Source organism: Corallococcus sp. AB011P (genome assembly GCF_003611605.1).
Classification (GTDB): Bacteria; Myxococcota; Myxococcia; order Myxococcales; family Myxococcaceae; genus Corallococcus; species Corallococcus coralloides.
Genome location: NZ_RAVX01000018.1, coordinates 104,295 through 129,933, shown reverse-complemented (window position 1 = coordinate 129,933; position 25,639 = coordinate 104,295). Strand labels below are relative to the sequence as shown.

Sequence of the window (25,639 nt, the reverse complement as noted above, 5' to 3'; positions counted from 1 at the left end):
GTCAGGTCCACCGTGAAGGTGGTGCTGTCCGGCGTGCTGGTGTTGCCCGCCGCGTCCGTGGCCACCGCGGTCACGGTGATGGAGCCCTCCGGCAGGGACACCGGCAACTGGTAGCTCCAGTTACCCGAGCCATCCACGGGGATGGGGCCGTAGTCCGTGCCGTTGTAGGTCAGCGTCACGGACGTCGCGCCCGTGGCCGTACCGGTGACTGTCACCGTGCTGGTACCGATGACATCGCCGTCGCCCGGGGTGCTGATTTCCACCGTCGGCGCGGTCAGGTCCACCGTGAAGTTGGTGGTCGCGGTCGCGCTGGTGGTACCCGCGCCATTCACGGACACCGCGGTCACGGTGTACGTGCCTTCGGCCAGGGAGCCGGGCAGCGTGTAGCTCCAGGTGCCGTCACCATTGACCGTGATGGGGCCGTAGCTCGCGGCACCGAAGGTGAGCGTCACGGAGGTCGCGTTGGTCGTCGTGCCGGTGACCGTCACCGTGCCGGTGTTCACCGAGGTGCCGGTCAGCGGATTGGAGATGGCGACCGTGGGGACCGTCAGGTCCACCGTGAAGGTGGTGCTGTCCGGCGTGCTGGTGTTGCCCGCCGCGTCCGTGGCCACCGCGGTCACGGTGATGGAGCCCTCCGGCAGGGACACCGGCAACTGGTAGCTCCAGTTACCCGAGCCATCCACGGGGATGGGGCCGTAGTCCGTGCCGTTGTAGGTCAGCGTCACGGACGTCGCGCCCGTGGCCGTACCGGTGACTGTCACCGTGCTGGTACCGATGACATCGCCGTCGCCCGGGGTGCTGATTTCCACCGTCGGCGCGGTCAGGTCCACCGTGAAGTTGGTGGTCGCGGTCGTGCTGGTGTTGCCCGCCGCGTCCGTGGCCACCGCGGTCGCGGTGTACGAGCCCTCGGCCAGGGGGCCGGGCAGCGGGAAGCTCCAGCTGCCGTCACCATTGACCGTGATGGGGCCGTAGCTCGCGGCACCGACGGTGAGCGTCACGTACGACGCACCCGAGGACGAGCCCTCCACCGTCACGTTGGGGGTGTTGAGGATCGCGCCGTCAACTGGCGCGTCGATCGCCACCGTCGGAGGCGTCTGGTCCACCGTGAAGTTGGTGGTCGCGGTCGGGCTGTTCGTGCCCGCGCTGTTCGTGGACACCGCGGTGACGGTGTACGTGCCGTCCGCCAGCGGGCCCGGCAGCGCCACGGTCCAGTTACCGCCAGTCAGGGTGGCGGGGTAGTTCGTGCCATTGAACGTGACCGTCACGCTGGTCGCGTTCGCAGCCGTGCCCGTCACCGTCACGTTGGGATTCGACACAGTCGAGCCGTTGGCCGGGGTGCTGATGGCCACCGTCGGCGCGGGCACGTTCACCGTGAAGGTGGACGAGGCCTGGGTGCTGTTGGTGGTGCCGTTCGACGACACGGCGGTCACGGTGTACGTGCCGTTGGCCAGCGGGCCCGGCAGCGCCGCCGTCCAGGTATTGCCGGTCAGCGTGGCGGGATAGTTGGTGCCCTGGAACGTCACGGTCACACTGGTCGCGTTCGCGGCTGTACCGGTCACCGTCACGTTCGGGTTGCTCGTCGTGGAGCCGGTGGCCGGCGTGGTGATGGCCACCGTCGGGCCCGCCACCGTGAAGGTGGAAGAGGCCTGGGTGCTGTTGGTGGTGCCGTTCGAGGACACCGCCGTCACGGTGTACGTGCCGTTGGCCAGGGGGCCCGGCAGCGCCGCCGTCCAGGTATTGCCCGTCAGCGTCGCCGGGTAGTTCGTGCCCTGGAACGTCACGGTCACGCTGGTCGCGTTCGCAGCCGTGCCCGTCACCGTCACGTTCGGGTTCGACACCGTCGAGCCCGTGGCCGGCGTGGTGATGACCACCGTCGGGCCCGCCACCGTGAAGGTGGAAGAGGCCTGGGTGCTGTTGGTGGTGCCGTTCGAGGACACCGCCGTCACGGTGTACGTGCCGTTGGCCAGCGGGCCCGGCAGCGCCACGCTCCAGGTGTTGCCCGTCAGCGTCGCCGGGTAGTTCGTGCCCTGGAACGTCACGGTCACGCTGGTCGCGTTCGCAGCCGTACCGGTCACCGTCACGTTCGGGTTCGACACCGTCGAGCCGGTGGCCGGCGTGGTGATGGCCACCGTCGGCGTCGCCGCGGCGGTGATGGTGAAGGCGTTGGTGTTGCTCTTGGGGCTCGCCTGGCCGTTGACCTCCGCGTACGCGTACACCGTGTGAGCAGCGACGCTGAGCTGGGTCGTGGGCGTGAAGGTCCAGTTGCCCGAGGCATCCGACGTCGTCCGGCCAATCTCCACGTTGTCCACGATGACGACGATGGTCGTGTTCACCGGACCCGTGCCGGTGAAGGCGGGCGTCCGGTTGGACGTGGTGGAGCCGTTGGCCGGCGTGGTGACAACCGGAGCCGCGGGCACGGTCAGCGCGGACGTGAGCGTGTTGACCACGCCGACATTGCCCGCCGCGGAGCCGTACGTCGCGCCGTCATAGATAGAGCCCGCGAGCGCCTGCGTGCCCGCCGCACCGCCCGAGGTCGCCGTGGCCGCCACGGTGTTGCAGTTGATGGTCGCGCCCTGGAGGAAGATGTTGCCACCTCCCGCGCCTCCGCCCGTCCCGTGCTCATCCGCGGAGCTGATGCCGCCACGGCCGCCCTTCGCGGAGATATTGCCGGGATTGCAGGTCAGATTGCCATTGAAGCGCAGGGACAACGTACCGCCCGCGCCACCGCCACCCGCCGCGTCATTATCCGAGTCGCCACCCGCCGCGCCGTCCGCATTGATGACACCGGCGCCCGCGAGCGAACCGCCGCGGATGAACACGGCACCACCCGCGTTGCCGCCACCACCGCCCACTCCGTCGTTGCCATGACCCGAACCGCCACCACCGCCGAACAGCACGCGCGTCGGCGGCAGAAAGTTCATCTTCGCGCCGCCCAGGCCGCCCACCGCGCGCGCCGGGGCGGTGTCACCCGTCCACGTCCGGCCGCCGATGCCGCCCTGACCGCCGTTGCCGCCGCCGCCACCACCGGAGTTGTGGCAGATGCCGGCGCCGCCCGCGTTGAGGATGTTGCCCCGGCCCGTGATGCCGTCGGCATCAGGGTACGCCGCCGGAAGCTTGAAGCGACCCGGCACCACGCCTTCTCCCTTGATGGCACCGCCCGGATACACCTCGTCGAACTCCGTGCAGTTGTCGCCGTCCCCGTTGAAGTACGTCGCGCCACGGAAGCCCGCGCCATTGGCGGAGATGGTGCCGTTGTTGATGACCGCGCCCTGGGCCAGGAAGACCACGATGCCGCCCAGGCTGTCGATCTGGTCCTCGTCGTTGGACCAGCCCTTGGCGACGATGCTGCCACCCGCACTGACGGTCACCGTCGTGTACTCGGGCACGCGGATGGCCTGGGCCGCGGAGCGGCGGGCCAGCTCGTCATCGTCCGGGCCGCCCAGGAACGGCACCGTGAGGGGCGAACCGAAGGTGAGGCGCGTGTCCGTCAGCGCCGTCACACGCGCGAACTGCCAGCGGCCCACCGGGTCTGATGAGAAGTCGAACGGCCCCTGGTTGCCGGACGTCACCGGGCCCGCGTAGCCGGTGGACTGGTACACCATCACCAGGTCGCCGACGGCGAAGCCCGTCGTGTCCGTCACCTCCACGAACGACTGCCCGGCGTTCGCGGGTTCCGTCAGTCGCGCGTAGGTGTTGATGGTCAGCGTCTGGCCGGCGCCGACCGTCAGCTCACCGTTGTGGCCATTGCCCAGACCGAACGTGTCAGGTTCCGCGAACGCGGGTGGCGCCAACAGCACGGCACACAGCAGGGCCAACAGGCCCGCGGCCGAGCGGCGAAGTCCCGTGAGGGGCGTCAGCAACCGCGAAGTCTTTTGTGGAGTCATAAGGTCAGAGGCTCACCAGGAGCGGAGAAATCCGTTCCGGGAGCCACGGGCTCCCATAGCAAGCCGGAAGCCATCCTCTGTCGAATTCCCAATCCGTCCAAATCCTGGAACTTGCACGACTGGCCGCCCGTACTTAGGGCGAGAGTCCGGAAGCCGGATCCGGATTCCGGATTCTGGAAAGGGCTCCGCGTCTTGGACGGACGCGTCAGCGTCCCCCTCTGACACGTCAAACGAGTTCCCGGACACACGCCTCCAGAAACGCGAAAGGGCCCCCGAAGGGGCCCTTGGCTCAACGCGTCAGCAAAGCCGGGAACCGGCCTAGAAGATCTCTTCCAGCCACTCGCGCATCCGGCCCTTCACCTTCTTGTAGACGTTGCCGTCCTCGCGGATGCGGAACATGCGGCGGTCCATGTGCTTGGCGCCGTAGACGACCAGGCCCACGCCCGTGGCGTACATGGGGCTCTTCACCACGTCCACCAGGCCGCCAATGCCGCGCGGCATACCCCGGCGCACCGGCAGGCCCAGCACCTCTTCCGCCAGCTCCGGCATGCCCGCGAGCAGCGTGGAGCCGCCCGTGATGACGATGCCGGACGCGAGCAGGTCCTCGTAGCCGCACTTCTGGATCTCCCGGTGCACCAGCTGGAAGATCTCCTCCACGCGCGGCTCCAGGATCTCCGAGAGGATCTGCCGGCCCAGGACGCGCGGCTGACGGCCGCCCACGCTGGGGACCTCAATCGTCTCGTCCTTGTTGATCATGGACGCGAGCGCGCAGCCGTACTTCTGCTTGATGCGCTCGGCCTCGTGCGCGGGGGTGCGCAGGCCGATGGCGATGTCGCTCGTCAGGTTGTTGCCGCCCAGGGCAATCACGGCCGTGTGGACGATGGCGCCGCCGGAGAAGATGGCGATGTCCGTGGTGCCGCCGCCGATGTCGACGAGGCACACGCCCAGCTCCTTCTCGTCCTCGCTCAGCACCGCTTCGGCGGAGGCCAGCGGCTGGAGCACGATGTCGGAGACGTTCAGGCCCGTGCGATTGGCGCACTTGACGATGTTCTGCGCGCTGGAGACGGCGCCCGTGACGATGTGCACCTTGGCCTCCAGGCGCACGCCGGCCATGCCCAGGGGCTCCTTGATGCCGCCCTGGTCGTCGATGATGAACTCCTGCGGCAGGACGTGGATGACCTCCCGATCCAACGGGATGGCCACCGCCTTCGCCGCGTCGATGACGCGCGCGATGTCCGCGTCGCGGACCTCCTTGTCCTTCACCGCGACGATGCCCTGGGAGTTGAAGCCCTTGATGTGGCCGCCGGCGATCCCCGTGTACACGTGGGAGATCTCCGCCCCGGCCATCAGCTCGGCTTCCTCCACGGCGCGCCGGATGGACGACACCGTGGCCTCGATGTTGACCACGACGCCCTTGCGCAATCCCTTCGACGGATGCGTGCCGATACCGATGATGTCGATACCGCTATCGGTCAGCTCGCCGACGATGGCGCAGATCTTCGTCGTGCCGATGTCGAGGCCGACGATGATCTCCCCCGACTTCTGCTTCGCCATGACTCCTCCCAGGCTCCCTCACTTTCGTGAAGGAAGCATCCTCACTGCGTCGAGTCCCCGCTCCGCACGGAGTCGGACCCACTCGAAAGCCTCACCGCCACCCAACCCGGTCGGGCACGGTTATCCAGGCGAATGATCGCGGCCGCAAGCCCCCTTGTGCTGAGCTCGCGTCGAACGCGCGCCAGCCGCTGGAGCTTGACTTCCGTATCGCCAGCACCGAGGCGCACCTCCTGCCCCGTCGCCGTCACCAGCGCAAGCCCGGTGTTCTCCAGGCGCACTTCAGAAAGCCGCTCGGATCGCCCGGGCAACAGCCGCGCATAAGCACGGGTTACATCCAGCGCGTCGCGGAACTTCGAACGCACCGCGTCCGGGTCCGCCACGTACGCATCGCGCTCCACGCCCGTGACGAGCGGCAAATCCAGCCCGTCCCCCGGGGTGACGCGCTTGAAGGGCTCGCCCTCCTCGTCCAGCACGTACAGGTCGCCCAGCACCGCCAGCGCCGCGGGTGCGTGCTCCGTCACCTCCACGGACACCCCGCGCGGAAACCGGCGCGTCACCTCCACCGTGCGCACCCAGGGGTGCTGGCCCATGGACCGCGCCAGCGCGGCCGGGTCCAGCGTCCACAGGTTCTGCCCCGCCGTGAGCCCGGACAGCTTCAAGAGCTCCGGGCGCGACGCGCGCTCCAGGCCGGAGAAGTTCACCGACTCCAGCGCGAAGCGCGGCGAAACCACCGCCCAGGCGCGCAGCTCGATGCCGCCCCAGATGAGCCCCGCCGTCGCCACCGCCAGCCCCAGCGCCTTCGCCACCGACGGCCCGTGCGAACGGACCGCGCCCTTCACCGCGTCATTGCGCGGTGCGGCGTCCAGGCGGCGGCGGTTCTTGGATTTTCCGAAGGCCATGACTAGGGAGGCGCATGCTGCGTGCGGACATCGAACCACGCCAGTTTTTGGCTACAGGCACGTCGCTGTAGCGGCATGGGGGGACAACCCCGGCCCCGCAAGAGACCGGAACTCCAGGAAAGAACGCGGAGCGGCTCAAGCCTTGAGCGAAGCGCCCTGGAGCAGCCGCTCACAGAGGGCCGGGAAGTCGATGCCCCGCCCCGCCGCGATTTTGGGCAGGAGGCTGGAGGCCGTCATTCCGGGCAGCGTGTTGATTTCCAGCAGGAACACGTCGCCACTTTCCGTGACGATGACGTCCGAGCGCGAGCCGCCGGAACACCCCAGCGCCTTGTGGGCGCCCAGGGAGACCTCGTTGACGCGCGCGTACAGGTCCGGGGGCAGCGGCGCGGGGAAGAGATACTGAGTACCGCTGCCGGCCTTGTACTTGGCTTCGTAGTCGTAGAACTCGCGGGCGGCCTTCACTTCGATGACGCCCAGGGCCTCGTTGTCCAGCACGCCGCCCTGCACTTCCCGGCCCTTGATGAACTGCTCCACCAGGAGCGTGCCGGCGTGCTTCGCGGCGTCCTGGACGGCGGCGGTGTACTCCTCGCGCGTCTTGCAGATGTGCACGCCCACGCTGCTGCCCTCGCGGCTGGGCTTCACCACCACCGGGAAGGGGAACGGCAGCCGGTCCGCCTCCGCGAGCGCGCCTTCCGCCGAGTCGAAGGCGCGGTAGGGCGGCGTGGGGATGCCGCGCGCGACGAAGATCTCCTTCGCGTACACCTTGTCCATGCCCACGGCGGAGGCCATCACGCCGCTGCCGGTGTAGGGGATGAACATGGCCTCCAGCAGGCCCTGGATGCAGCCGTCCTCGCCGAAGCGGCCGTGCAGCGCGAGCCACGCCACGTCCACCTTCTCCGCGATGAGGCGCGCGGGCAGGTCCTTGCCCACGTCGATTTCCACCACGTCGTAGCCCAGCCCCCTGAGGGCGCCCGACACCGCGGCGCCCGTGCGCAGGGACACCTCGCGCTCGCTGGAGAGGCCGCCGTACAGCACGCCGACGCGCTTGCCCTTCAACTCAGCGGGGGTGAAGCCTCGGGGACCGATGCTCATGGCAGGAAGACTCCGACGAATTTGACTTCGGGGTGCATGACGACGCCGGAGGCTTCCTTCACCCGCTCTTGCATCAGCGTGATGAGGCCCCGCACGTCGCGAGCGGCCGCGCCGCCCAGGTTGACGATCCAGTTCGCGTGCAGGGTGGACACCTGCGCGCGCCCCAGGGTGTGCCCCTTCAGGCCCACGAGTTCAATGAGCCGCCCGGCGTGGTCGCCCGGCGGGTTGGTGAACACGCTGCCGAAGTTGGGCTGACTCAGGGGCTGCGTGCGCTTGCGGTAGCCCAGGTCCGCGTCCATGGCCGCCTTGCTGGCCACGACATCGCCCTTGGGAAGATGGAAGCGCACGCGGGTGACGATACCTCCCGCGGGCAGCGTGGCGTGACGGTAGGTGTGCGGCACCTGCGCTTTGTTCAGCCACCCCACCCCGTCCGCGGTGGCGACTTCAATGGCCTCCACCACGCGGAAGCACTCGCCGTTCTTGGTGCCGGCGTTCATGGTGACGGCGCCGCCCAGGGTGCCGGGGATGCCCGCGAGGAACTCCGCGCCCACCAGGCCCTGCGCGCGCATCACGTTGACCAGCCGGGCAATGGCCGCGCCCGTGCCCAGCGTCACCCGGCCGTCGTCCGGGCCCACGTCCAGCGCCTCCGGGAACAAATCCGGGGGCAGCTTCACCGTGAGCCCCGGCACGCCGCCGTCGCCCACCAGCGTGTTGGCCCCGCCGCCCAGCACCGTCACGGGGATGCCCTCGTCGCGGGCCAGGCGCAGCAGCTCCACCAGCGCCTCCGGCGAGCGCGGACGCACCAGCGCCTCCGCCGGACCGCCCACGCGCACACTGATGAGCGGCGCCAGGGGCTCGCCCGGCTTGACGTCCAGGCCCGGCAGCCGCGCCACACGCGCCGCCAGCGGTGTCACCTCGCCCGCCCGCATCCCCTACCCGCCCTTCGCCGCGCCCATCAGGTTGAGCAGGTCCGGGCCCACCTGGGTGATGTCACCCGCGCCCAGCGTAAGCACCAGGTCGCCCTCGAGCACGCGCTCGTGGAGCGCCTTCGCCACGTCCGCGCGCTTCTCCACGAACGTCACGTCGCGGTGGCCGTGCGCGCGGATGGCCTCCGCCAGCGCGTCGCCGGTGGCGCCAGGAATGGGCTCCTCGCCCGCCGCGTAGACGCTGGTGACGAAGAGCACGTCCGCGTCGTTGAACGCGGTGGCGAACTCCTTCATCAGGTCGTGCGTGCGTGTGTAGCGGTGCGGCTGGAAGGCGGCCACCACCCGGCGGCCGAAGGCTCGGCGCGCGCCGGACAGCGTGGCCATGACTTCCGTGGGGTGGTGACCGTAGTCGTCCACCACGGTGACGCCGCCCACCTCGCCGCGCACGGTGAAGCGGCGCTGCACGCCGCCGAACTCCGCCAGCGCGGAGCGCACCGTCTCCAGCGGGATGTCCATCTCCTCCGCGATGGCCACCACCGCCAGCGCGTTGAAGGCGTTGTGCGCGCCCACCATGCGCACGCGGAACTCGCCCAGGTCCTCGTCCCGGCGGAAGGCGCGGAAGGTGGTGGTGAAGCCGTCCAGCGAGATGCCCTCCAGCCGGTAGTCCGCCATGTGAGAGCTGCCGTAGGTGACGAAGCGCTTCTCGATGCGTGGCAGCAGGGCCTGGACGTTGGGGTTGTCCAGGCACAGCACGTTGAGGCCGTAGAAAGGAACGCGGTTGCAGAACTCCACGAAGGCGGACTGGAGCGTCTCCAGGTCGCCGTAGTGGTCCATGTGCTCCGGGTCGATGTTGGTGACGACCGCGATGGACGGATGCAGCTTGAGGAAGCTGCCGTCGGACTCGTCCGCCTCCACCACCATCAGCTCGCTCTTGCCCAGCTTGGCGTTGGAGTCGAGCACGTTCACCTTGCCGCCCACCACCGCGGTGGGGTCCAGGCCCGCCGCGGACAGCACCGTGGCCACCATGGACGTCGTCGTCGTCTTGCCGTGGCTGCCGGCGACGGCGACCGCGTACTTCAGGCGCATCAGCTCCGCGAGCATCTCCGCGCGAGGGATGACGGGAATCTTGCGCTGGCGCGCCGTCACCACCTCCGGGTTGTCCTTGCGCACCGCGGAGGAGATGACGACCACGTCCGCGTGCACCAGGTTGGACGCCTTGTGGCCCTCGTAGAGTGTGGCGCCCAGCTTCGCCAGGCGGCGGGTGATGTCGCTCTCGCGCAGGTCCGAACCGGAGACCCGGTAGCCCAGGTTGAGCAGCACCTCCGCGATGCCGCTCATGCCAATGCCGCCCACGCCCACGAAGTGCACGTGCGCCGCGTGGCGCGTCTTGAAGAGACTGCCGGGCTTGTTGCTGACGTTCTTGCTGCTCATGCCTTGCTCCCGGGTGCCTTCTTCACGTCCTTCTGTCCGCGGTCGCGTCCGCCCGGGCCCCAGGCCTGGGTGGTCAGGTCCACGCACACGTCCGCCAGCTCCTTCGCGGCGGCGGGGCGGCCCAGGATGCCCGCCTTCTTCGCCATCTGCTTGAGCTTCGCGGGGTCCGTCATCAGGCCGCGCAGCGTTTCCGCCAGCTTCGCCCCGGTGAGTTCCGACTCGCGGAACATGATGGCCGCGCCCACGTCCACCAGCGCGCGGGCGTTCACTTCCTGGTGGTTGTCCGTCGCGTGCGGGAAGGGCACCAGGATGCTGGCCTTCTTGCACACCGTCAGCTCCGCCAGCGACGTCGCGCCCGCGCGGCAGATGACCAGGTCCGCCTTCGCGTAGGCGGAGGACATGTCGTCGATGAACTCCACCACCTGCGCCACGTCCGCGAAGCCCTTGTCCGCGTAGCCCTTCTTCACGCTCTCCAGGTCCAGCTTCCCCGTCTGGTGGACGATGTCGAGCTGCCCCTTCACGTCGCCCAGCGAGTCCAGCGCCTCCAGCACGCGGTTGTTGAGGCCGCGCGCGCCCAGGCTGCCGCCGAAGATGAGGACGGAGAACTTCTCGTGCGCGGAGCTGCTGCGCAGGTAGTTGTCCATCAGCTTCTTGCGGATGGGGTTGCCAATCATCTGAACCTTGGCTTCCGGGAAGTGGTTGCGCGCTTCCTCGAAGGAGGTGAAGACGACCTTCACGATGCGGCCCAGCACCTTGTTGGTGAGCCCGGGCAGCGCGTTCTGCTCCTGGATGGCGGTGGGGATGCCCATCAGCCACGCGGCCAGCACCACCGGGCCGCTCGCGTAGCCGCCCACGCCCACCACCACGTCCGGCTTGTGGCGCGACAGGATGCGGAACGACGCGAGGAACGCCAAAGGCAGCGCGATGAGCCCCTTGAGCAGGCCGATGAGCCCCTTGCCCTTGAGCCCCTGCACCTTCACCAGCTCCAGCGGGTAGCCCTCCTTGGGCACCACGCGCGCCTCCAGGCCCTTCTCCGTGCCCACGAACACCACTTCGTTGGCGGGGTGGCGCGTGACGACCTCCTCCGCCAGCGCGATGCCCGGGAACAGATGGCCACCGGTGCCGCCGCCCGCGATGAGCACCTTCACGCCGTCACCTCCCGTAGGTCCGTGGTGCCCGTGCGCACCGGCCTCGTCGCGCCCTGCGTGTTCGCGCTGAGCGACAGCAGCACGCCCGCGGAGCCCATCAGCACCACCAGCGACGTGCCGCCGTAGGACACGAACGGCAGCGTCAGGCCCTTCGTGGGCAGCAGGCCCATGGCCACGCACATGTTCACCGTGGCCTGGAACGCGATGATGGAGCTGATGCCCAGGCCCAGGTACGTGCCGAACGTCTCTCCCGCCGCCAGGGCCGCGCGGATGCCGCGCCACAGGACGATGGCGTACAGCACCACGAGCAGCCCCACGCCGATGAGCCCCAGCTCCTCACCGAGGATGGAGAAGATGAAGTCCGTGTGCGCCTCCGGCAGGAAGAACAGCTTCTGCCGGCCGTCCCCCAGCCCCAGGCCGGTGATGCCGCCGGAGCCGATGGACATCAGGGACTCCGCCACCTGGTAGCCCACGTCGTGCCGGTGGGCCCACGGGTCCAGGAACGCGAGGATGCGCTTCATGCGGTAGGGGCTGGTCGCGATGGCGACGAAGGCCAGCGGCAGCGCGAGCAGGATGGAGCCCACCAGGTACGACAGCTTCGTGCCCGCCGCGAACAGCAGCACGAAGAGCATGAACACCAGCAGCACGCTGCTGCCGAAGTCCGGCTGGAGCATGCACAGGAACACCAGGATGCCGCACAGGGCCAGGTGCGGCAGGAAGCCGATGGAGAACGTGGCCACCTTCTCCCGCTTCTTCGCCAGCGAATAGGACAGGTACACGAGCCACGCGAACTTGGCGATTTCCGCCGGCTGCAGGCTGAAGCCCGGCAGGCGGATCCACCGCCGCGCGCCGCCCGCCGTGGTGCCGATACCGGGGATGGCCACCGCGATGAGCAGCACGATGGCGACGAGCAGGAGCGGGTATGCCAGCCGCGCCAGCTTCCGCCACCCCAGCTTCATGGCCACCGCCATGCCGACGAGCCCCAGGCCCGCGGCGGACAGCTGGCGCTTGAGGAAGTAGAGGCTGTCGCCCAGCTTGTCCTGCGCGAGCACGGCGCTGGCCGAGTACGTCATCACGAGGCCCAGCGAGACGAGCGCCAGCACCGCGCACAGCAGAATCGGATCGAACCGCACGGGGGCGGCCGGAGGAGAGGTCTTCATCACGGTCAGAGCGCCCCGACGAGGCGCTTGAACGTGTCGCCCCGGTCCTCGAAGTTCTTGAACTGGTCGTACGACGCGCACGCCGGGGACAGCAGGACCGTGTCCCCTGCCCTCGCCACCTCACGCGCCTTCGCCACCGCCTGGGCCAGCGTGCCGCACGCGTGCACCGGCGCGTCGTTCGCGTACGCCCGCGCCAGCGCGTCCGCGTCCTGGCCAATGGTGAGCACGCCCTTCACCTTGCCCTGCCCCGCCTCCACCATGGGCGCGTACGGCGCGCCCTTGCCCTTGCCGCCCGCGATGAGCCACACGTCACCCGCGAACGCCTTGAGCGCCACCAGCACGGAGTCCACGTTGGTGGCCTTGGAGTCGTTCACCCACTCCACGCCATCCAGCACGCGCACGCTCTCCAGCCGGTGCGCCAGGCCCGGGTAGCTGTCCAGCCCCGCCTGCACCGCGTCCTTCGCCACGCCGCCCAGCCGGGCCAGCAGCGCCGCCGCCATCGCGTTCTGCGCGTTGTGCGCGCCCCGGAGCGAGCGGTTGGTGAGTGTGTAGGACTCGCCCGCGAACTCCAGCTCGAAGCCGCCGGGCCGCGCGATGGCCAGCCCCGCCAGCTTCGGCGCGTCCACCACAGGGCGGCCCGTGAGGCTGAAGCCGTACACGGGCACGCGCGCGGAAGCAGCCAGCCCCATCACCGCCGCGTCGTCCGCGTTCACCACGGCGAAGTCGCTGGCGCCGTCCTGGTTCATGAAGATGCGCGCCTTGGCCGTGCCGTACTCGGCGTGGTTGGCGTAGCGGTCCAGGTGGTCCGGCGTGAGGTTGAGGATGGCCGCGCCCGTGGGCTTGAGCTGGTGGGTGCCCTCCAGTTGGAAGCTGGACAGCTCCACCACCAGCGCGTCCCAGTCCCCGGGGGACATGGCCGCCTCCGCCAGCGGGCGCCCCAGGTTGCCGCCCACGAAGGTGCGCAGGCCCGCCTTCGTGTACAGCTCGCCGGTGAGCGCCGTGGTGGTGCTCTTGCCGTTGGTGCCGGTGATGCCCAGGAAGCGGGTGCCCGTGAGGAGGCGGCCCGCGAGTTCAATCTCGCCCCACACCGGGATGCCCGACGTGCGCGCGGCCTCCAGCTCCGGCAGGGACAGCGGCACGCCCGGGCTCACCACCACCAGGTCCTGGCGGGTGAGCAGCCCCGGAGGCGTGGCGCCGGTGACGAGCGTCACGCCCTTCGCGTGCAGCTCCTTCGCGACGTCGCCGAGCGCGTCCTCGGAGCGCGCGTCCAGCGCCGTCACCTTCGCGCCGTGCTGGACCAGCAGCCGCAGCGCCGCGACGCCGCTCTTGGCCAGCCCGAACACCGCGACCTTCCGACCGGACAGCGAGGGATTCATGGGGCGGGCCGACCTCGATGGGGGCAAAGCGACTAGCGCAGTTTCAGGGACAGCAGGGCCACGCCACCACAGAGGATGGCGACAATCCAGAAACGCACGATGATCTTCGGCTCGGCCATGCCCTTGAGCTCGAAGTGGTGGTGCACCGGGGCCATCTTGAAGACGCGCCGGCCTGTCATCTTGAAGGACGCCACCTGGATCATCACGGAGAGCGCCTCCGCGAAGAAGATGCCGTGGATGATGGCGGACACGACTTCGTTCTTGGAGAACACGGCCAGCCCGCCCAGCGCGCCGCCCAGGGCCAGCGAGCCGATGTCGCCCATGAACACGGACGCCGGGTAGGTGTTGAACCAGAGGAAGGAGATGCCCGCGCCCACGATGCTCGCGCAGAAGACGGCCAGCTCCGCGCCGCCCGGCACCTGGAGGATGCCCAGGTAGCGGTACAGCGGCGTGGCGGTCAGCCGCGTGACGCCGTTCACCGTCTCCGTGTCCGCGATGTGCAGCGTGGTGCCCGCCACGTAGCAGAGCACGCAGAAGGTCACCGCCGACACGATGGTGGGGACGATGGCCAGGCCATCCAGGCCGTCCGTGAGGTTCACCGCGTTGGACGTGCCCACGATGACGATCCACGCGAACACCACGTAGAACCAACCCAGGTCCGGGTTGAACCAATGGGACGGCACGAACGGCAGCGTCAGCCGCGTGTCGATGAGCAGCGTGGGCCCGAAGGAGCCGTCCGCCTTCGTCCACGTGCACATCAAGCCGAAGATGGCGATGAGGAAGAAGACCGTCTGCAGCGCCATCTTCTTGCGCCCGGCCAGGCCCTTGGAGTTGCGCTTGGACAGCTTGAGCCAGTCGTCCAGGAAGCCGATGAAGCCGTAGCCGAAGGTGAGGAGGATCATCACCCAGACGCCGCGGGACTTCAGGTCCGCGAACAGGAGCGTGCCCGCCGCGATGCAGATGAGGATGAGCGCGCCACCCATGGTGGGCGTGCCCTTCTTCTTCTGGTGCGAGTCCGGGGTGTCCTCGCGCACGTTGCTCTGCCCGTGCTGCTTCAGGCGCAGCCGCGCGATGAGGCGCGGGCCAATGAGCATCCCCAGGAGCAGGGCGAAGACGCCCGCGGCGATGATGCGGAAGGTCGGGTAGCGCAGGAAGTTGAGGACGCGCCCTGCCTCGGTGTTCTGGATGAGCTCGTACAGAAGGTACAGCACTAGTGACTCCCTCCGGGGGGTGCCGCGCCCGTGAGGGCCGCCACCACGCGCTCCAATCGCATGCCGCGACTGGCCTTCACCAGCACCACGTCACCGGGCGAAAGCCGGGGCGTCAACCACGCCACCAATGGCTCCACTTCGGTGAAATGGGCGGCGGAATCTCCCATGTCCGCGCTGCCCAGGCCGCCCGAGGACCGGGGGCCGAAGAACGCGACCAGCTTCGCGTGCCGCGCGACGAGCTCACCCAGCCGGGCATGCTCCTCTGCCTCGCCCGCGCCCAGCTCCAGCATGTCGCCCAGCACCGCCACCGCCCGGCCGCCTTCCGGCACCAGCGTGCCCAGCGTGACGAGCGCGGCCTCCATGGAGGCCGGGTTGGCGTTGTAGCAGTCGTCCACCACCGTGATGCCGTTGCGGCCATCCACGATGTTGAGCCTGCGCGCGTACGGGCGCGCGGACTCCAGGCCCTTCACGCACTCCTCGGGGGAGTAGCCCAGGGCCAGCGCCGTCGCGAACGCCGCCGTCGCGTTCTGCGCGTTGTGCGGCCCCACGAAGTGCAGGCGCACCGGCCAGTCCTTCCCCTGGTAGCGCACGGTGGCCACCATGCCGTCGCGGCCCAGCGTGTGGACCGCCGTGAGGCGCACGTCCGCCCCTTCCGCCCGGCCGAACGTCAGGTGCTTCGCGCCGCTGCGCGCGGCCTGGCGCACGATGAGCGCGTCGTCTACGTTCACGACAGCAGTGGCCTGGGGCAGCAGCTCGCGGAACATCTCCCCTTCCGCCTCCGCCACGCCCTCCAGGCTGCCCAGCCCCTCCAGGTGCTCCGGCTGGACGACGGTGATGACACCGGCGTCCGGCTGCACCTTGCGGGTGAGCCTTTCGATTTCGCCCGGCTGGTTCATCCCCACTTCGATGACGGCCGCCACGTGGGACGGCTCCAGCCGGAAGAGCGTGAGCGGGACGCCCACCTCGTTGTTGAAGTTGCCTTCCGTCTTCAGCGCGGGGCCCCGAGTGGCCAGGATGGCGCCCACCATCTCCTTGGTGGTCGTCTTCCCGTTGGAGCCCCCCACCGCCGCCACCGGAATCTGGAAGCGGCGGCGGTGCAGCGCGCCCAGGCCGCCCAGCGCGGCCAGGGTGTCATCCACTTCGTACAAGGCGAAGCCCGGGGGCAGGGCCGGCAGCGCCCTCCCCCGCTTCACCACCGCCCCGGCCGCTCCCTGGCGCTGGGCACCGTCCACGAAGTCGTGGGCGTCGAAGCGCTCGCCCTGCAGCGCCACGAAGAGGCACCCGGGGGTGAGCGACCGCGTGTCGGTGCAGACGGCGGGAAAGCCCGCTTCCACGGGCTCCCCGCGCCGGGTCGCACCCGTCGCATGCACCACCTCGTCATCGGAGAATCGAACGGCCATGGAGGGGGGGGTGTGGCCTTGAGAAGGTTCAGCCCGGGATGCGGTTGGCCAGCGCGCGCGCGGCGACCTCGCGGTCGTCGAAGGCGAGCTTCTCGGTACCCACCGTCTGGTAGGTCTCGTGGCCCTTGCCGGCGATGAGGACGACGTCGTCGTCCTTGGCCAGGTTGATGACCTGCTCGATGGCGGCGCGGCGGTCCGCGTCCACCAGGTAGCCCTTCTCCCCGATCTTCGCCTTGCCCTCGGAGATGCGGCGCAGGCCGCCCTTCTCCAGGCCCGGCGTCACCTCGGAGATGATGGCCTCCGGATCCTCCGTGCGCGGGTTGTCGCTGGTCACCATCACCAGGTCCGCGCCCTCCGCGGCCACCGCGCCCATCAGCGGGCGCTTGCCCTTGTCGCGGTCGCCGCCGCAGCCGAAGACGACGATGACGCGGCCCTTGGCCAGCGCGCGCGCCGCTTCGAGGGAGCGCTTGAGCGCGTCATCCGTGTGCGCGTAGTCCACCAGCACCGCCGGAGCCGGGCCGCCGCGGTGGTTCTCCGCGCGGTCCATGCGGCCGGCCACGCCCGTGACGAGCTCGATGCCGCTCTTCACGTCCGAGCGGCTGATGCCCGCGCCCAGCGCGATGCCGGCGGCGAGCATGATGTTCTCCAGGTTGTGGGGCCCCAGGAGCTTGCTCTTCACCTTGATGTCGCCCGCGGGCGTCTTCAGGGTGGCCTCGATGCCCTTGAGCGAATAGGCAGCGTCCGCGGCGGAGATTTCACCGGCGCCCGTGCGGCTGAACTTCCACGCCATGCGCTTCTGGTTGCGCAGCTCCGTGTAGACGCGGCTGGCGAAGGTGTCGTCGCCGTTCACGACCGCGGTGCCGGAGGCAGCCAGGTTCTCCAGGAAGAGCTTGCGCTTCACCTGGAAGTACTCCTCCAGGTCCTTGTGGTAGTCCAGGTGGTCGCGAGACAGGTTGCTGAAGCCCGCGGCCTTGAACGTGAGCCCGTGCACGCGCTCCTGCGCGAGCGCGTGGCTGGAGACCTCCATCACCACCGTCTCCACGCCCGCGTCCACCATCTCGCGGAAGATGCGGTGCAGCTCCAGCGGATCCGGGGTGGTGTTGGCCAGCTCCGTCGTCTTGCCGCCGAACTTGTAGCCCAGCGTGCCGATGACGCCCGGCGCCGGAGAGCCGGTGTACATGGCGGCCGTGGCGAGGATGGCCTCCAAGAGGTACGTGGTGGTCGTCTTCCCGTTGGTGCCGGTGACGCCCAGGAGCGTCAGCTTGTCCGCGGGGCGGCCGTGGAAGTTGGCCGCGATGAGGGCCAGCGCCTTGCGCGCGCTGCTCACCTTGAAGAACGGCACCTGCGACGACTGGCCCTGCTTCTCCGACACCACGGCGACAGCGCCGCGCGACACGGCTTCACCAATGAACTGGGCCCCATCTTCCTTCAGGCCCGGCACGGCAATGAAGAGATCCCCCGGCTTCACGCGCCGCGAATCCTGCGTCACTCCCGTGACGTCGACCGCGGAACGGCCGCCCGAGGTCTGCTCGGCTCCACACCCTGCGAGGACATCCGTCAGCTTCATCTCTTCCCCTTCACACGCATTGCTTGCGGGGCCTGGAAAGGACACGGCCTCATTGCCGCGTCGCCAGTTCCAGCGTCACCCGGGCCCCCTTCTCCACCAGCGCACCGGCGGGGGGGGTCTGAGATACGACTCGTCCACTTCCTTGCAGCTGTGGCTCCAGCGCCGCGGCGAGCAGCTTCACCACGGCCTCCCGTCCTGCCTGTCCCTGGACGTCCGGCACACGCACCGTGCCGGGTTCCGGGGTCTCGGTCACCGCATCCTCCAGACCGGCCCTGACGGGCACGGCCTTCGCCAACGCCTTCGGTGCCGGAGGGGGCACCACGGGCGCGGCGGCCGCGGCCACCTCGGCGGGTGCCACCGTACGGGACGGGGGCACGGCCAGGTGGGCCATGGCAGCGGTAGCGATTTCCTTGAAGGCAGGGGCAGCCACGTTCCCCCCGTATACGTCTGTCTTGGGTTCGTCCACCACCACGAGAATCACGGCGCGCGGGGCCTCGGCTGGCACCATGCCCGCGAACGACGCGATGCGTTTGTCGGAATACCCCCGTGCCACGGGGTCCGCCTTCTGCGCCGTGCCCGTCTTTCCGGCCACCCGGTAGTCGTCCATGGCGGCCTTGGGCGCGGTTCCTCCCTTGACCACCACGCTCTCAAGCATGCCCACGACCTGGCGCGCCACCCTCTGGGAAACGACCCGGCGCAGCTCCGTGGGCTGGTTCTCCAGCAGCACCACGCCGTCCGGGTCCACGACCTTGGAGACCAGGAACGGGCGCATCAGCACGCCGTCGTTGGCCAGCGCCCCGTAGGCCGCCGTCAGCTGGACGGCGGTGGAGGTCATACCCTGGCCGAAGGATTGGGTGGCCAGGGAGATGTCCGATTTCGGAAACGGGATGACGCCGCGGCTCTCGCCGGTGAGCGCCAGGCCGGTGCGCTCCGCGAAGCCGAAGGCGTGGTAGGCGGCGACAAACTTCTCGCGGCCCAGGGCATCCGCGACCTTCGCGGCGCAGATGTTGGAGGACACCTGGAGGATGCCCTGCGCGTTGAGCCAGCCGTGCGGGTGGGTGTCCCGGATGGTGTGACGGCCGATGCGGAGGGCGCCGTTCTCACAGAAGAACAGCGTGTCCGGGGTGATGGCCTTCTGCTCCAGCGCGGCGGCCACCACGAAGGCCTTCATCGTGGAGCCGGGCTCGAAGGCGTCCAGCGCGGCGCGGTTGCGGATGGCGTTCTTCACGCCGTCCTCGGGCGTGTTGGGGTTGAAGCGCGGGTTGTTGGCCAGCGCCAGCAACTCCCCGGTGCGCGGATCCAACACCACCGCCATGCCCGCCGCCGCCTTGGCGTCGTCCACCGCCTTGGCCAGCGCCTTCTCCGCCACGTACTGGAGGTGGCGGTCCAGCGTGAGCGTGACGGCGGCGCCCTGGCGCTCCAGCGGATCCATGGCGCCCTGGACCATCAGCTTGCGGCCCTTGGCGTCGCGGATGCCGGAGGTGCGCGAGTTCTGCCCGGACAGCTCGTCCTCGAAGGCCAGCTCCAGGCCCTCCAGGCCGTGGCCGTCGGTGCCCACCATGCCGATGATGTGCGCGCCCAGCTCTCGCTGGGGATAGAAGCGCTTGGGCTCCTTGGTGAAGCCCAGGCCCGGCAGGCCCAGCGCCTTCACCGCCTCCACCTCCTGGGGCTTCGCCTGACGCTTCACCCACGCGAAGCGCTTGGCGCGCGACAGGCGCGCGGTCAGGTCGCCACTGTCCAGGTGCACGGCGCGGGCGAGCTGACGGGCCGCCTGCCGCACGTCGGGGAGCATGGACGGGTCCACCCAGATGGAGTCCACCTCCACGCTCTGCGCGAGCGGCGTGCCGCGCCGGTCGAAGATGTCTCCGCGCCGGGCCGGGATGTCGATCTGCCGGACGTACTGGTCCTGCGCCAGGCCGCGCAGCTTCTCCTGCTGGAAGACCTGGAGGTAGACCGCGCGGCCGAACGCCGTGCCCAGGAGCGCGAGGAACAGCCCGAACAAGAGCTGGACCCGCAGCCTGAGCCCCTTCGTGTTCGACTCCGGAATCCGCGCGCTCTTGAGGTCCCTCACCGACCGGTCCCCCGCTCCGCCACGCGGACGGCCGGGGCCGCCGAACGGGCCTGCGCGGTGCCGGAGCCCTTCACGCGCTCGTCGGCGATGGACACCACCGCGCCGCCCTTGGGCATGGCCATGCCCAGCTGCTCACGGGCCACGCGCTCCAACCGGCCCGGCGCCTTGAGCGTGGCCAGCTCCAGCTTGAGCCGGTCGTTCTCCCGGGTGAGCGAGCGGCTCTCGCCCTCCGCGTTGGACAGGCGGTAGCCCATGTCCACCACCAGCACGCGGCTGGTCACGTGGAGGATGCCCACGGCCACGAACAGGGTGAAGAGCATGACGGCGGGCAGCAGATGCATCAGCACGCCGGCCACGGACACGGAGGGACGCGAGAGGGCCTTGCTCATCGAATTTTCTCCACCGCGCGCAGGTGCGCGCTGCGAGAGCGGGGGTTGGCCTCGACTTCCGCTTCGGAAGCCGCGACGGCCTTCTTGGACACGAGGGCGAAGTCACCCTGGCTGTTGCACACGCACACCGGGAAGCCCGGCGGACAGGTGCACCCACCCACCAGGGCGCGGAAGGCTTCCTTCACCTTCCGGTCCTCCAGGGAGTGGAAGGAGATGACCGCGGCGCGGCCCCCCACCTTCAGCAGCGAGGGCAGCGCGGCGAGCAGCGCGTCCAGCGCCTCCAGCTCCCCGTTCACCGCCATGCGCAGCGCCTGGAAGGTGCGGGTGGCCACGTTGATGCGGTCCGGCCACGCCTTGCGGGGCACGGCGCGCTTCACCACCTCCACGGCCTCCAGCGTGCGCTGGGGCAGCGCCTTCTTCAGCTCCCGGGCGATGGGCCGCGCGAAGGGCTCTTCTCCATAATCCTTGAGCAGCCGGGCCAGGTCGCGCTCGTCCGTTTCGGCGATGAGCTCCGCGGCCGTGACGCCGCTGTCGCCCATGCGCATGTCCAGCGGGCCGTCCTTCATGAAGGAGAAGCCGCGCTCGGCCACGTCCAGCTGGGGCGAGGAAACGCCCAGGTCCACCAGCACGCCGTCCACGGGCAGCAGGTCGTGCGCGACACGGAGCAGGTCCGCGAAGTTGCCCTGCCGGGCCTGGAAGCGCGTGTTGCCGCCCATGCGGGCGGTGGCCGCGGCGAGCGCCACGGGGTCCCGGTCCACGCCCACCACCGTGGCGCCCCGGGCGAGCAGCGCCTGGGTGTGGCCGCCGCCTCCGAGCGTGCCGTCGAGGATGACCTTGCCCTCCGCCGGGTTCAGCAGCTCCACCGTCTCGTGGAGCAGGACGGTCTGGTGCTGGAAGTCCACGGGAGGGGGCCTTGGGTGCAGGGTCAGACGAAGGGAGCGCGCGCGAGCTGGAAGGCGGCCCGGGCATCGTTCATGTGCGGGTACAGCTCGAAGGCGTCATGGGCGCCGGCCGCGCGGAAGATGGCGGCCAGGTACGGCGACAGCCCGGACAGCTTCACGTCCCCACCGGAGCGGCGGAACGCGTCCGTGCGGGCCATCAGCGGGCGCACGCCGCGGTAGTTCAGGTGCGACACGTCCGCGAAGTCCAGGACCACCTGGCGCGTGCCCCGGTGCAGCCGGTGCATCAGGTCCTCACACAGCTTGAGCAGGTCCGCCTCCTCCAGCTCGCCCTCCAGCATCAGCGTCTCCACGCGCTCGGACGCCGCCACCACCGCCCTGTTCCGACGAACCTCCTGCACCTGGTCCATGCGCCTGCCCATCCTTCTCTCGCGAAACTAGAGGCTGTCGACTTCCTGGCTACGGCTGGCGCAGCTCGCCCAGCACCCGCAACACGTCCGGGGAGGTGGCTTCCTGGCGCGCGTCCTCCTGCGCCTTCGCCCAGCCTTCCTGGCTCCAAAGCTCAATCACCTTCACCATCCCCGCCCACACCACTTCCTTCTCCAACTTCGCGTACGCCCTGAGCGACGGCGGGATGAGCAACCGGCCCAGCTTGTCCAGCGGGCACTCCTGCGCGCTGGCCACGTACAGCCGCATCAACGTCTTGACCCCCGGCTCCATGGGGTTGCGCCGGGCGAGCGCGGTCTCCAACGCCTCCCACTCCCGCACCGGGTAGGCGTGGAGGCAGGGGTCCAGGGCCGTGGTGACGATGAGCCGCTCGTCGTAGGCGCCCACCAACGTCTCCCGAAGCTTCGCCGGGAGGCTGGTGCGCCCCTTCGCGTCGATCTGGTGCTCATAGACGCCTCGGAACACGCGGGACGATCCACCTTTTCAGCCCAGCACGGGACGGACCACCACTCCTTCCCACTTCTTACCCCTCTGCGGCCGGCATACATACGCGCCCCCCCCAGGGGGGTCAAGAAAGCGCGCAACAGGCTGGAACACCGCTCGCCCGGCGCCGGACATCCTCCAGGGCACATGCCGGACGGCCTACCTTTGGGGGTGGGGTAAACTTGAGTTCTTTCGCTCCCAGGCTGAGACTGGGAGCGCGTGAACACGAACGTTCGACTGAAGGTGGCCTACAAAACGCCGCAGTCGCTGGTCGGTGAGTACACCCGCAGCGTGGGTCAGGGCGGCGTCACCCTGGAGACGCGCAGGGCCCTGCCACTGGGCACCCGCTTCACCTTTGAACTGCACGCGGGCGGCATGCCGCGGCCGGTGGAGGTGCTGGGCGAGGTCGTCAAGGTGGAGCCGCGCCCCGGCGAGCGATTCATGCTCACCGTGCGCTACGACGGCTCGGAGGATCGCAGCGCGCTGGACGCGGTGCTCCAGTTCATCTTCGCCCAGGAGGAGCAGAACGGCCTGCGCCGCTTCCCGCGCCTGCCGCTGCACCTGCGCGCGCGGGAGAGCGACCCCCGGGCGCCGTTCTTCTACGTGCGCGACATCTCCCGCGGCGGCGTGGGCCTGGAGGTGGACGCCCCCGCCCTGCCCCGCGAGGTGCAGGTGGGCACGCCCTTCTTCATGGAGATGGACATGACGGAGGGGCCGCTGCTGCTCCACGGCGAGGTGGCGTGGACGTCGTCCGTGCCGCGCAAGGGCGTGGCGCAGGCGGTGACGCCGGGCTTCGGCGCGACGTTCGGCAGGCTGCGGCCGGACATGCTCCAGCGGCTGGAGGACCTGATGGCGCTGGAGCACCTGCCGCCCGCGCCCTGGCGGGCCCGGGTCAGCTTCGGCCTGGATGCCGTGTCGCGGATGCCCTGACGCTGCGTCCAGGGCACCCGCGCTTCAGCCGTTACAGCGGGTTGTACGGGTAGCCGCCGGCCTCTTCCAGGCCCGCGACAATCGTCTCCCGCAGCTCCGCCGGGTCGTACGGCGTGAAGGCGTCCAGCGCGGACAGGCGCTTGAGCTCCAGCGAGAGCGTGTCACCCTTGAGCGTGGCGCAGAGCGCGCGGCGGGTGCGCTCGAAGGCGCGGGTGGTGGACTCCATCGCGTACAGCCGCACCAGCGCCACGCGCACCGGGTCCTGCACGCCGCCGGTGGCGGCCTGACGGGTGCGCGTCACCATGGAGTCCAGCGCGTACGCGTCCATCACCACGTCCGCCAGCGCGGCCATGACCTCCTGGTGCTTGTCCAGCTCCGTGCCGAAGGTCTCCGCGGCCAGGCGCATGCCGTGGATGGCCAGGTGCTTGGCGCACTCGGCGGCGATCTCCTCGTTGGCCAGCGCGTCGTGGCGGCCCGCGCGGGGACGCTCGCCGCGGCTCAGCTCCTCCGCCACGGAGCGCGCCTGCGCGAACAGCGGCAGGTCGCCCTTCACGGCGCGCTTGAGCAGCATGCCGGTGATCAGCATCCGGTTGATTTCGTTGGTGCCCTCGAAGATGCGGTTGATGCGCGCGTCGCGGTAGGCGCGCTCCACCGGGTACTCCTCGATGTAGCCGGCGCCGCCGTGCACCTGCACCGCGTCGTCCACCAGGAAGCCGATGGCCTCCGAGCCGAAGACCTTCATGATGGAGGCCTCGGTGGCGAACTCCTCCATCGCGGCGATGACGTGCGCGTCGTAGTCCGCGTCCGAGCGCTCCTTGGACGCAAGGCGCCCGTCCACCAAGCCCGCCGTGCGGTACGTCATGCTCTCCACCGCGTAGACGAGCGTGGCCATGCGCGCGAGCTTCTCGCGGATGAGCGGGAACGTGGCGATGGGCGCCTTGAACTGCTTGCGCTCCTGCGCGAACTTCAGCGCGCTCTGCAACTGCAGCTTCATGCTCCCGATGACGCCCGCGCCCAGCTTCAGGCGGCCGTAGTTGAGGATGTTGAAGGCGATGCGGTGGCCCTTGCCCAGTTCTCCCAGCAGGTTCTCCACGGGCACCAGTGCATCTTCGAAGTAGAGCGGGCACGTGGACGAGCCGCGGATGCCCATCTTGTGCTCCTCCGGGCCCACGGTGAGGCCCGGGGTGTCCTTCTCCACGATGAAGCCGGTGAACTTGTCGCCGTCCACCTGCGCGAAGACGACGAACACGTCCGCGAAGGCCGCGTTGGTGATGTAGAGCTTGGAGCCGTTGAGGACGTAGTGCTTGCCGTCCGCGGACTTCACCGCCTTCGTCTTCGCCCCGCGCGCATCGCTGCCGCTGCCCTGCTCCGTCAGTGCGTACGCCGCCACCCACTCACCCGTGGCCAGCTTCGGCAGGTACTTCGCCTTCTGCGCCTCGTTGCCGAACCACACGATGGGCAGCGACCCGATGCCGGTGTGCGCGCTGGACGTCACCGACCACGAGCCCAACAGGCTCATGGCCTCCGCGAGCAACAGCGACGTCGTCTTGTCCAGGCCCGTGCCGCCGTACGTCTCCGCGATGTCCACGCTCAAGAGGCCCAGGTCACCCGCGCGGCGCAAGAGGTCGCGCAAGAGCGCGTTGTCCTTGCCCTCGATGCGCGCGGCCTGGGGCAGCACCTGCTCCCGGCAGAACTGGAGCGCCGTCTTGAAGAAGAGCCGCTGCTCCTCGGAGAACGCCTCGGGCGTGAGGATGCGGGTGGAGCCCACCTCCTGGAAGAGGAAGGTGCCCCCGGCGAGAACATCCTGGGGACGGGAAGCGGGCTCGGTTGCGGCGACCATCAACGACCTCCGGGGAGGGAGCATTGCCCTCCGAAGCCTTCAGGGAAAAAGGCGCGCGGCACATTAGGGCGCGCGGACCTCCACGGGTAGTAGCGGCGCGGACCCACCACCTCAATGCGTCGTGGGACTCCACCCGGGGTGCGTGCCCGCCCGCCAGGCGGGAGGCTTCGCGGCCCCTGCCTTACGGGGAACCCGCGTCCGGAGCGGACCGGGGCGTGGGGTACACGAGGCAGAGCGTGTCGAAGAGCCCCTCCTCCGGCGCGACGTACGTGCCGCCGAGCGCCCGCGCCACCTGCACCACCTCCGTGCCGAACGAGGGGACGAGGCACAGGTCGTCCGACGTGGTGAAGCGCGTCTTCAGCCGGGCCAGCTCCCGCCGCAGCGTCGCGATGTCCTGGCGCCCGCCGCGCACCGGCACGGAAGGGCCGTTGCGGTCCGGCCCCGGCAGCTTGCCCACGCTGGTGCTCAGCTCGAAGCCGTCCGCGCGCTGGATGATGCGCAGCTTGCCGGGCGCCACCTCCTCCAGCCACGCCCGGAAGCCCTGCTCGTCGCGCAGCACCAGCCGGTAGGCCACCGGCGCGTCCGGGTGCAGAAGCCACACCTCCGCCGCCTGCGCGCGCAAGACCGCCAGCGAGTCCGACACCTGCGCGAGGAACGTGTCCGCGTCCCCCACGGCGACGAGCACATCCCGGCCCCGCACCCGCTCCGCGAGCCTGGCCGCGTCCTGGGCTCGGGCCGGCGTGAAGGTCTCCGTGCCCAGGCGCACCTGCTCTCCCGACAGCTCCAGCCGGAGGACGTCGTCCGGGAGCGGCTCGCCCCAGGCGGGCGCGGACACGGGCGTGACGGTCGCATCCGCCCAGGTGCCCGCGTCCCTGGGAGCGGGTGGAGGGGACTCCGATTCCACGCGGAGTGATGGCGCAGGAGATACCGTG

At 69.9% G+C, this 25,639-nt stretch carries 20 protein-coding genes; 1 reads left to right on the top strand and 19 read right to left on the bottom strand.

Features of this window, described 5'->3' with window-relative positions:
- From D7X30_RS32275 to mraZ, 17 genes are all read right to left on the bottom strand, one after another.
- Positions 1-3,860, bottom strand: a 3,860-nt coding sequence (locus tag D7X30_RS32275; protein ID WP_199724611.1) for an Ig-like domain-containing protein, incomplete at its 3' end; no start/stop codon positions are given.
- 342 nt (positions 3,861-4,202) lie between these two features.
- Positions 4,203-5,438, bottom strand: coding sequence for a cell division protein FtsA (gene ftsA, locus D7X30_RS32270; RefSeq protein ID WP_120566811.1), 1,236 nt, complete (start codon positions 5,436-5,438; stop codon positions 4,203-4,205).
- A 41-nt stretch (positions 5,439-5,479) separates the two neighbouring features.
- On the bottom strand, positions 5,480-6,337 hold the full coding sequence (locus D7X30_RS32265) for a cell division protein FtsQ/DivIB (protein WP_120566810.1): 858 nt from the start codon (positions 6,335-6,337) through the stop codon (positions 5,480-5,482).
- Positions 6,338-6,472: 135 nt separating this feature from the next.
- Entirely contained in the window at positions 6,473-7,429 is a 957-nt protein-coding gene (locus D7X30_RS32260) for a D-alanine--D-alanine ligase (protein ID WP_120566809.1), read from the bottom strand.
- Positions 7,426-8,358: a UDP-N-acetylmuramate dehydrogenase gene (gene murB / locus D7X30_RS32255; protein ID WP_120566808.1), complete on the bottom strand. Its 933-nt coding sequence runs from the start codon at positions 8,356-8,358 to the stop codon at positions 7,426-7,428. The genes D7X30_RS32260 and murB overlap by 4 nt, the downstream gene beginning before the upstream one ends.
- Positions 8,359-8,361: 3 nt before the next feature.
- Entirely contained in the window at positions 8,362-9,786 is a 1,425-nt protein-coding gene (gene murC, locus D7X30_RS32250) for a UDP-N-acetylmuramate--L-alanine ligase (RefSeq protein WP_120566807.1), read from the bottom strand.
- The gene (gene murG / locus D7X30_RS32245) at positions 9,783-10,934 is read right to left on the bottom strand and encodes an undecaprenyldiphospho-muramoylpentapeptide beta-N-acetylglucosaminyltransferase (RefSeq protein WP_120566806.1); all 1,152 of its coding nucleotides are present in this window, start codon (positions 10,932-10,934) and stop codon (positions 9,783-9,785) included. Before murG ends, murC begins: the two co-directional genes overlap by 4 nt.
- Positions 10,931-12,094, bottom strand: coding sequence for a putative lipid II flippase FtsW (gene ftsW, locus D7X30_RS32240; protein WP_120566866.1), 1,164 nt, complete (start codon positions 12,092-12,094; stop codon positions 10,931-10,933). Before ftsW ends, murG begins: the two co-directional genes overlap by 4 nt.
- A 5-nt stretch (positions 12,095-12,099) precedes the next feature.
- Positions 12,100-13,470: a UDP-N-acetylmuramoyl-L-alanine--D-glutamate ligase gene (murD, locus tag D7X30_RS32235; protein ID WP_120566805.1), complete on the bottom strand. Its 1,371-nt coding sequence runs from the start codon at positions 13,468-13,470 to the stop codon at positions 12,100-12,102.
- A 32-nt stretch (positions 13,471-13,502) separates the two neighbouring features.
- Positions 13,503-14,681, bottom strand: coding sequence for a phospho-N-acetylmuramoyl-pentapeptide-transferase (mraY, locus tag D7X30_RS32230; protein WP_120566804.1), 1,179 nt, complete (start codon positions 14,679-14,681; stop codon positions 13,503-13,505).
- The gene (gene murF / locus D7X30_RS32225; RefSeq protein WP_120566803.1) at positions 14,681-16,081 is read right to left on the bottom strand and encodes a UDP-N-acetylmuramoyl-tripeptide--D-alanyl-D-alanine ligase; all 1,401 of its coding nucleotides are present in this window, start codon (positions 16,079-16,081) and stop codon (positions 14,681-14,683) included. Before murF ends, mraY begins: the two co-directional genes overlap by 1 nt.
- 28 nt (positions 16,082-16,109) lie before the next feature.
- Positions 16,110-17,648 carry a UDP-N-acetylmuramoyl-L-alanyl-D-glutamate--2,6-diaminopimelate ligase gene (locus tag D7X30_RS32220; RefSeq protein ID WP_120566802.1) on the bottom strand — a complete coding sequence of 513 codons (1,539 nt, stop codon included), beginning with the start codon at positions 17,646-17,648 and terminating at the stop codon, positions 16,110-16,112.
- Positions 17,649-17,697: 49 nt separating this feature from the next.
- Complete coding sequence (locus D7X30_RS32215) at positions 17,698-19,719, bottom strand: penicillin-binding protein (protein ID WP_120566801.1); 2,022 nt, start codon at positions 19,717-19,719, stop codon at positions 17,698-17,700.
- Positions 19,716-20,108, bottom strand: a complete 393-nt coding sequence (gene ftsL / locus D7X30_RS32210; protein ID WP_120566800.1) for a cell division protein FtsL — start codon at positions 20,106-20,108, stop codon at positions 19,716-19,718. The genes D7X30_RS32215 and ftsL overlap by 4 nt, the downstream gene beginning before the upstream one ends.
- On the bottom strand, positions 20,105-21,010 hold the full coding sequence (gene rsmH, locus D7X30_RS32205) for a 16S rRNA (cytosine(1402)-N(4))-methyltransferase RsmH (RefSeq protein WP_120566799.1): 906 nt from the start codon (positions 21,008-21,010) through the stop codon (positions 20,105-20,107). Before rsmH ends, ftsL begins: the two co-directional genes overlap by 4 nt.
- 23 nt (positions 21,011-21,033) lie before the next feature.
- On the bottom strand, positions 21,034-21,417 hold the full coding sequence (locus D7X30_RS32200; RefSeq protein WP_120566865.1) for an STAS domain-containing protein: 384 nt from the start codon (positions 21,415-21,417) through the stop codon (positions 21,034-21,036).
- A gap of 49 nt (positions 21,418-21,466) precedes the next feature.
- Positions 21,467-21,919, bottom strand: a complete 453-nt coding sequence (gene mraZ, locus D7X30_RS32195) for a division/cell wall cluster transcriptional repressor MraZ (RefSeq protein ID WP_120566798.1) — start codon at positions 21,917-21,919, stop codon at positions 21,467-21,469.
- 237 nt (positions 21,920-22,156) lie between these two features.
- Here mraZ and D7X30_RS32190 point away from each other — a divergent pair, with 237 nt between their 5' ends.
- The gene (locus tag D7X30_RS32190) at positions 22,157-22,867 is read left to right on the top strand and encodes a PilZ domain-containing protein (RefSeq protein WP_120566797.1); all 711 of its coding nucleotides are present in this window, start codon (positions 22,157-22,159) and stop codon (positions 22,865-22,867) included.
- A gap of 31 nt (positions 22,868-22,898) precedes the next feature.
- Here D7X30_RS32190 and D7X30_RS32185 read toward each other — a convergent pair whose 3' ends face one another.
- Together D7X30_RS32185 and D7X30_RS32180 are read right to left on the bottom strand one after the other, a co-directional pair.
- On the bottom strand, positions 22,899-24,707 hold the full coding sequence (locus tag D7X30_RS32185) for an acyl-CoA dehydrogenase family protein (protein WP_120566796.1): 1,809 nt from the start codon (positions 24,705-24,707) through the stop codon (positions 22,899-22,901).
- A gap of 181 nt (positions 24,708-24,888) precedes the next feature.
- On the bottom strand, positions 24,889-25,542 hold the full coding sequence (locus D7X30_RS32180) for a hypothetical protein (protein WP_370051856.1): 654 nt from the start codon (positions 25,540-25,542) through the stop codon (positions 24,889-24,891).
- Positions 25,543-25,639: the final 97 nt, after the last annotated feature.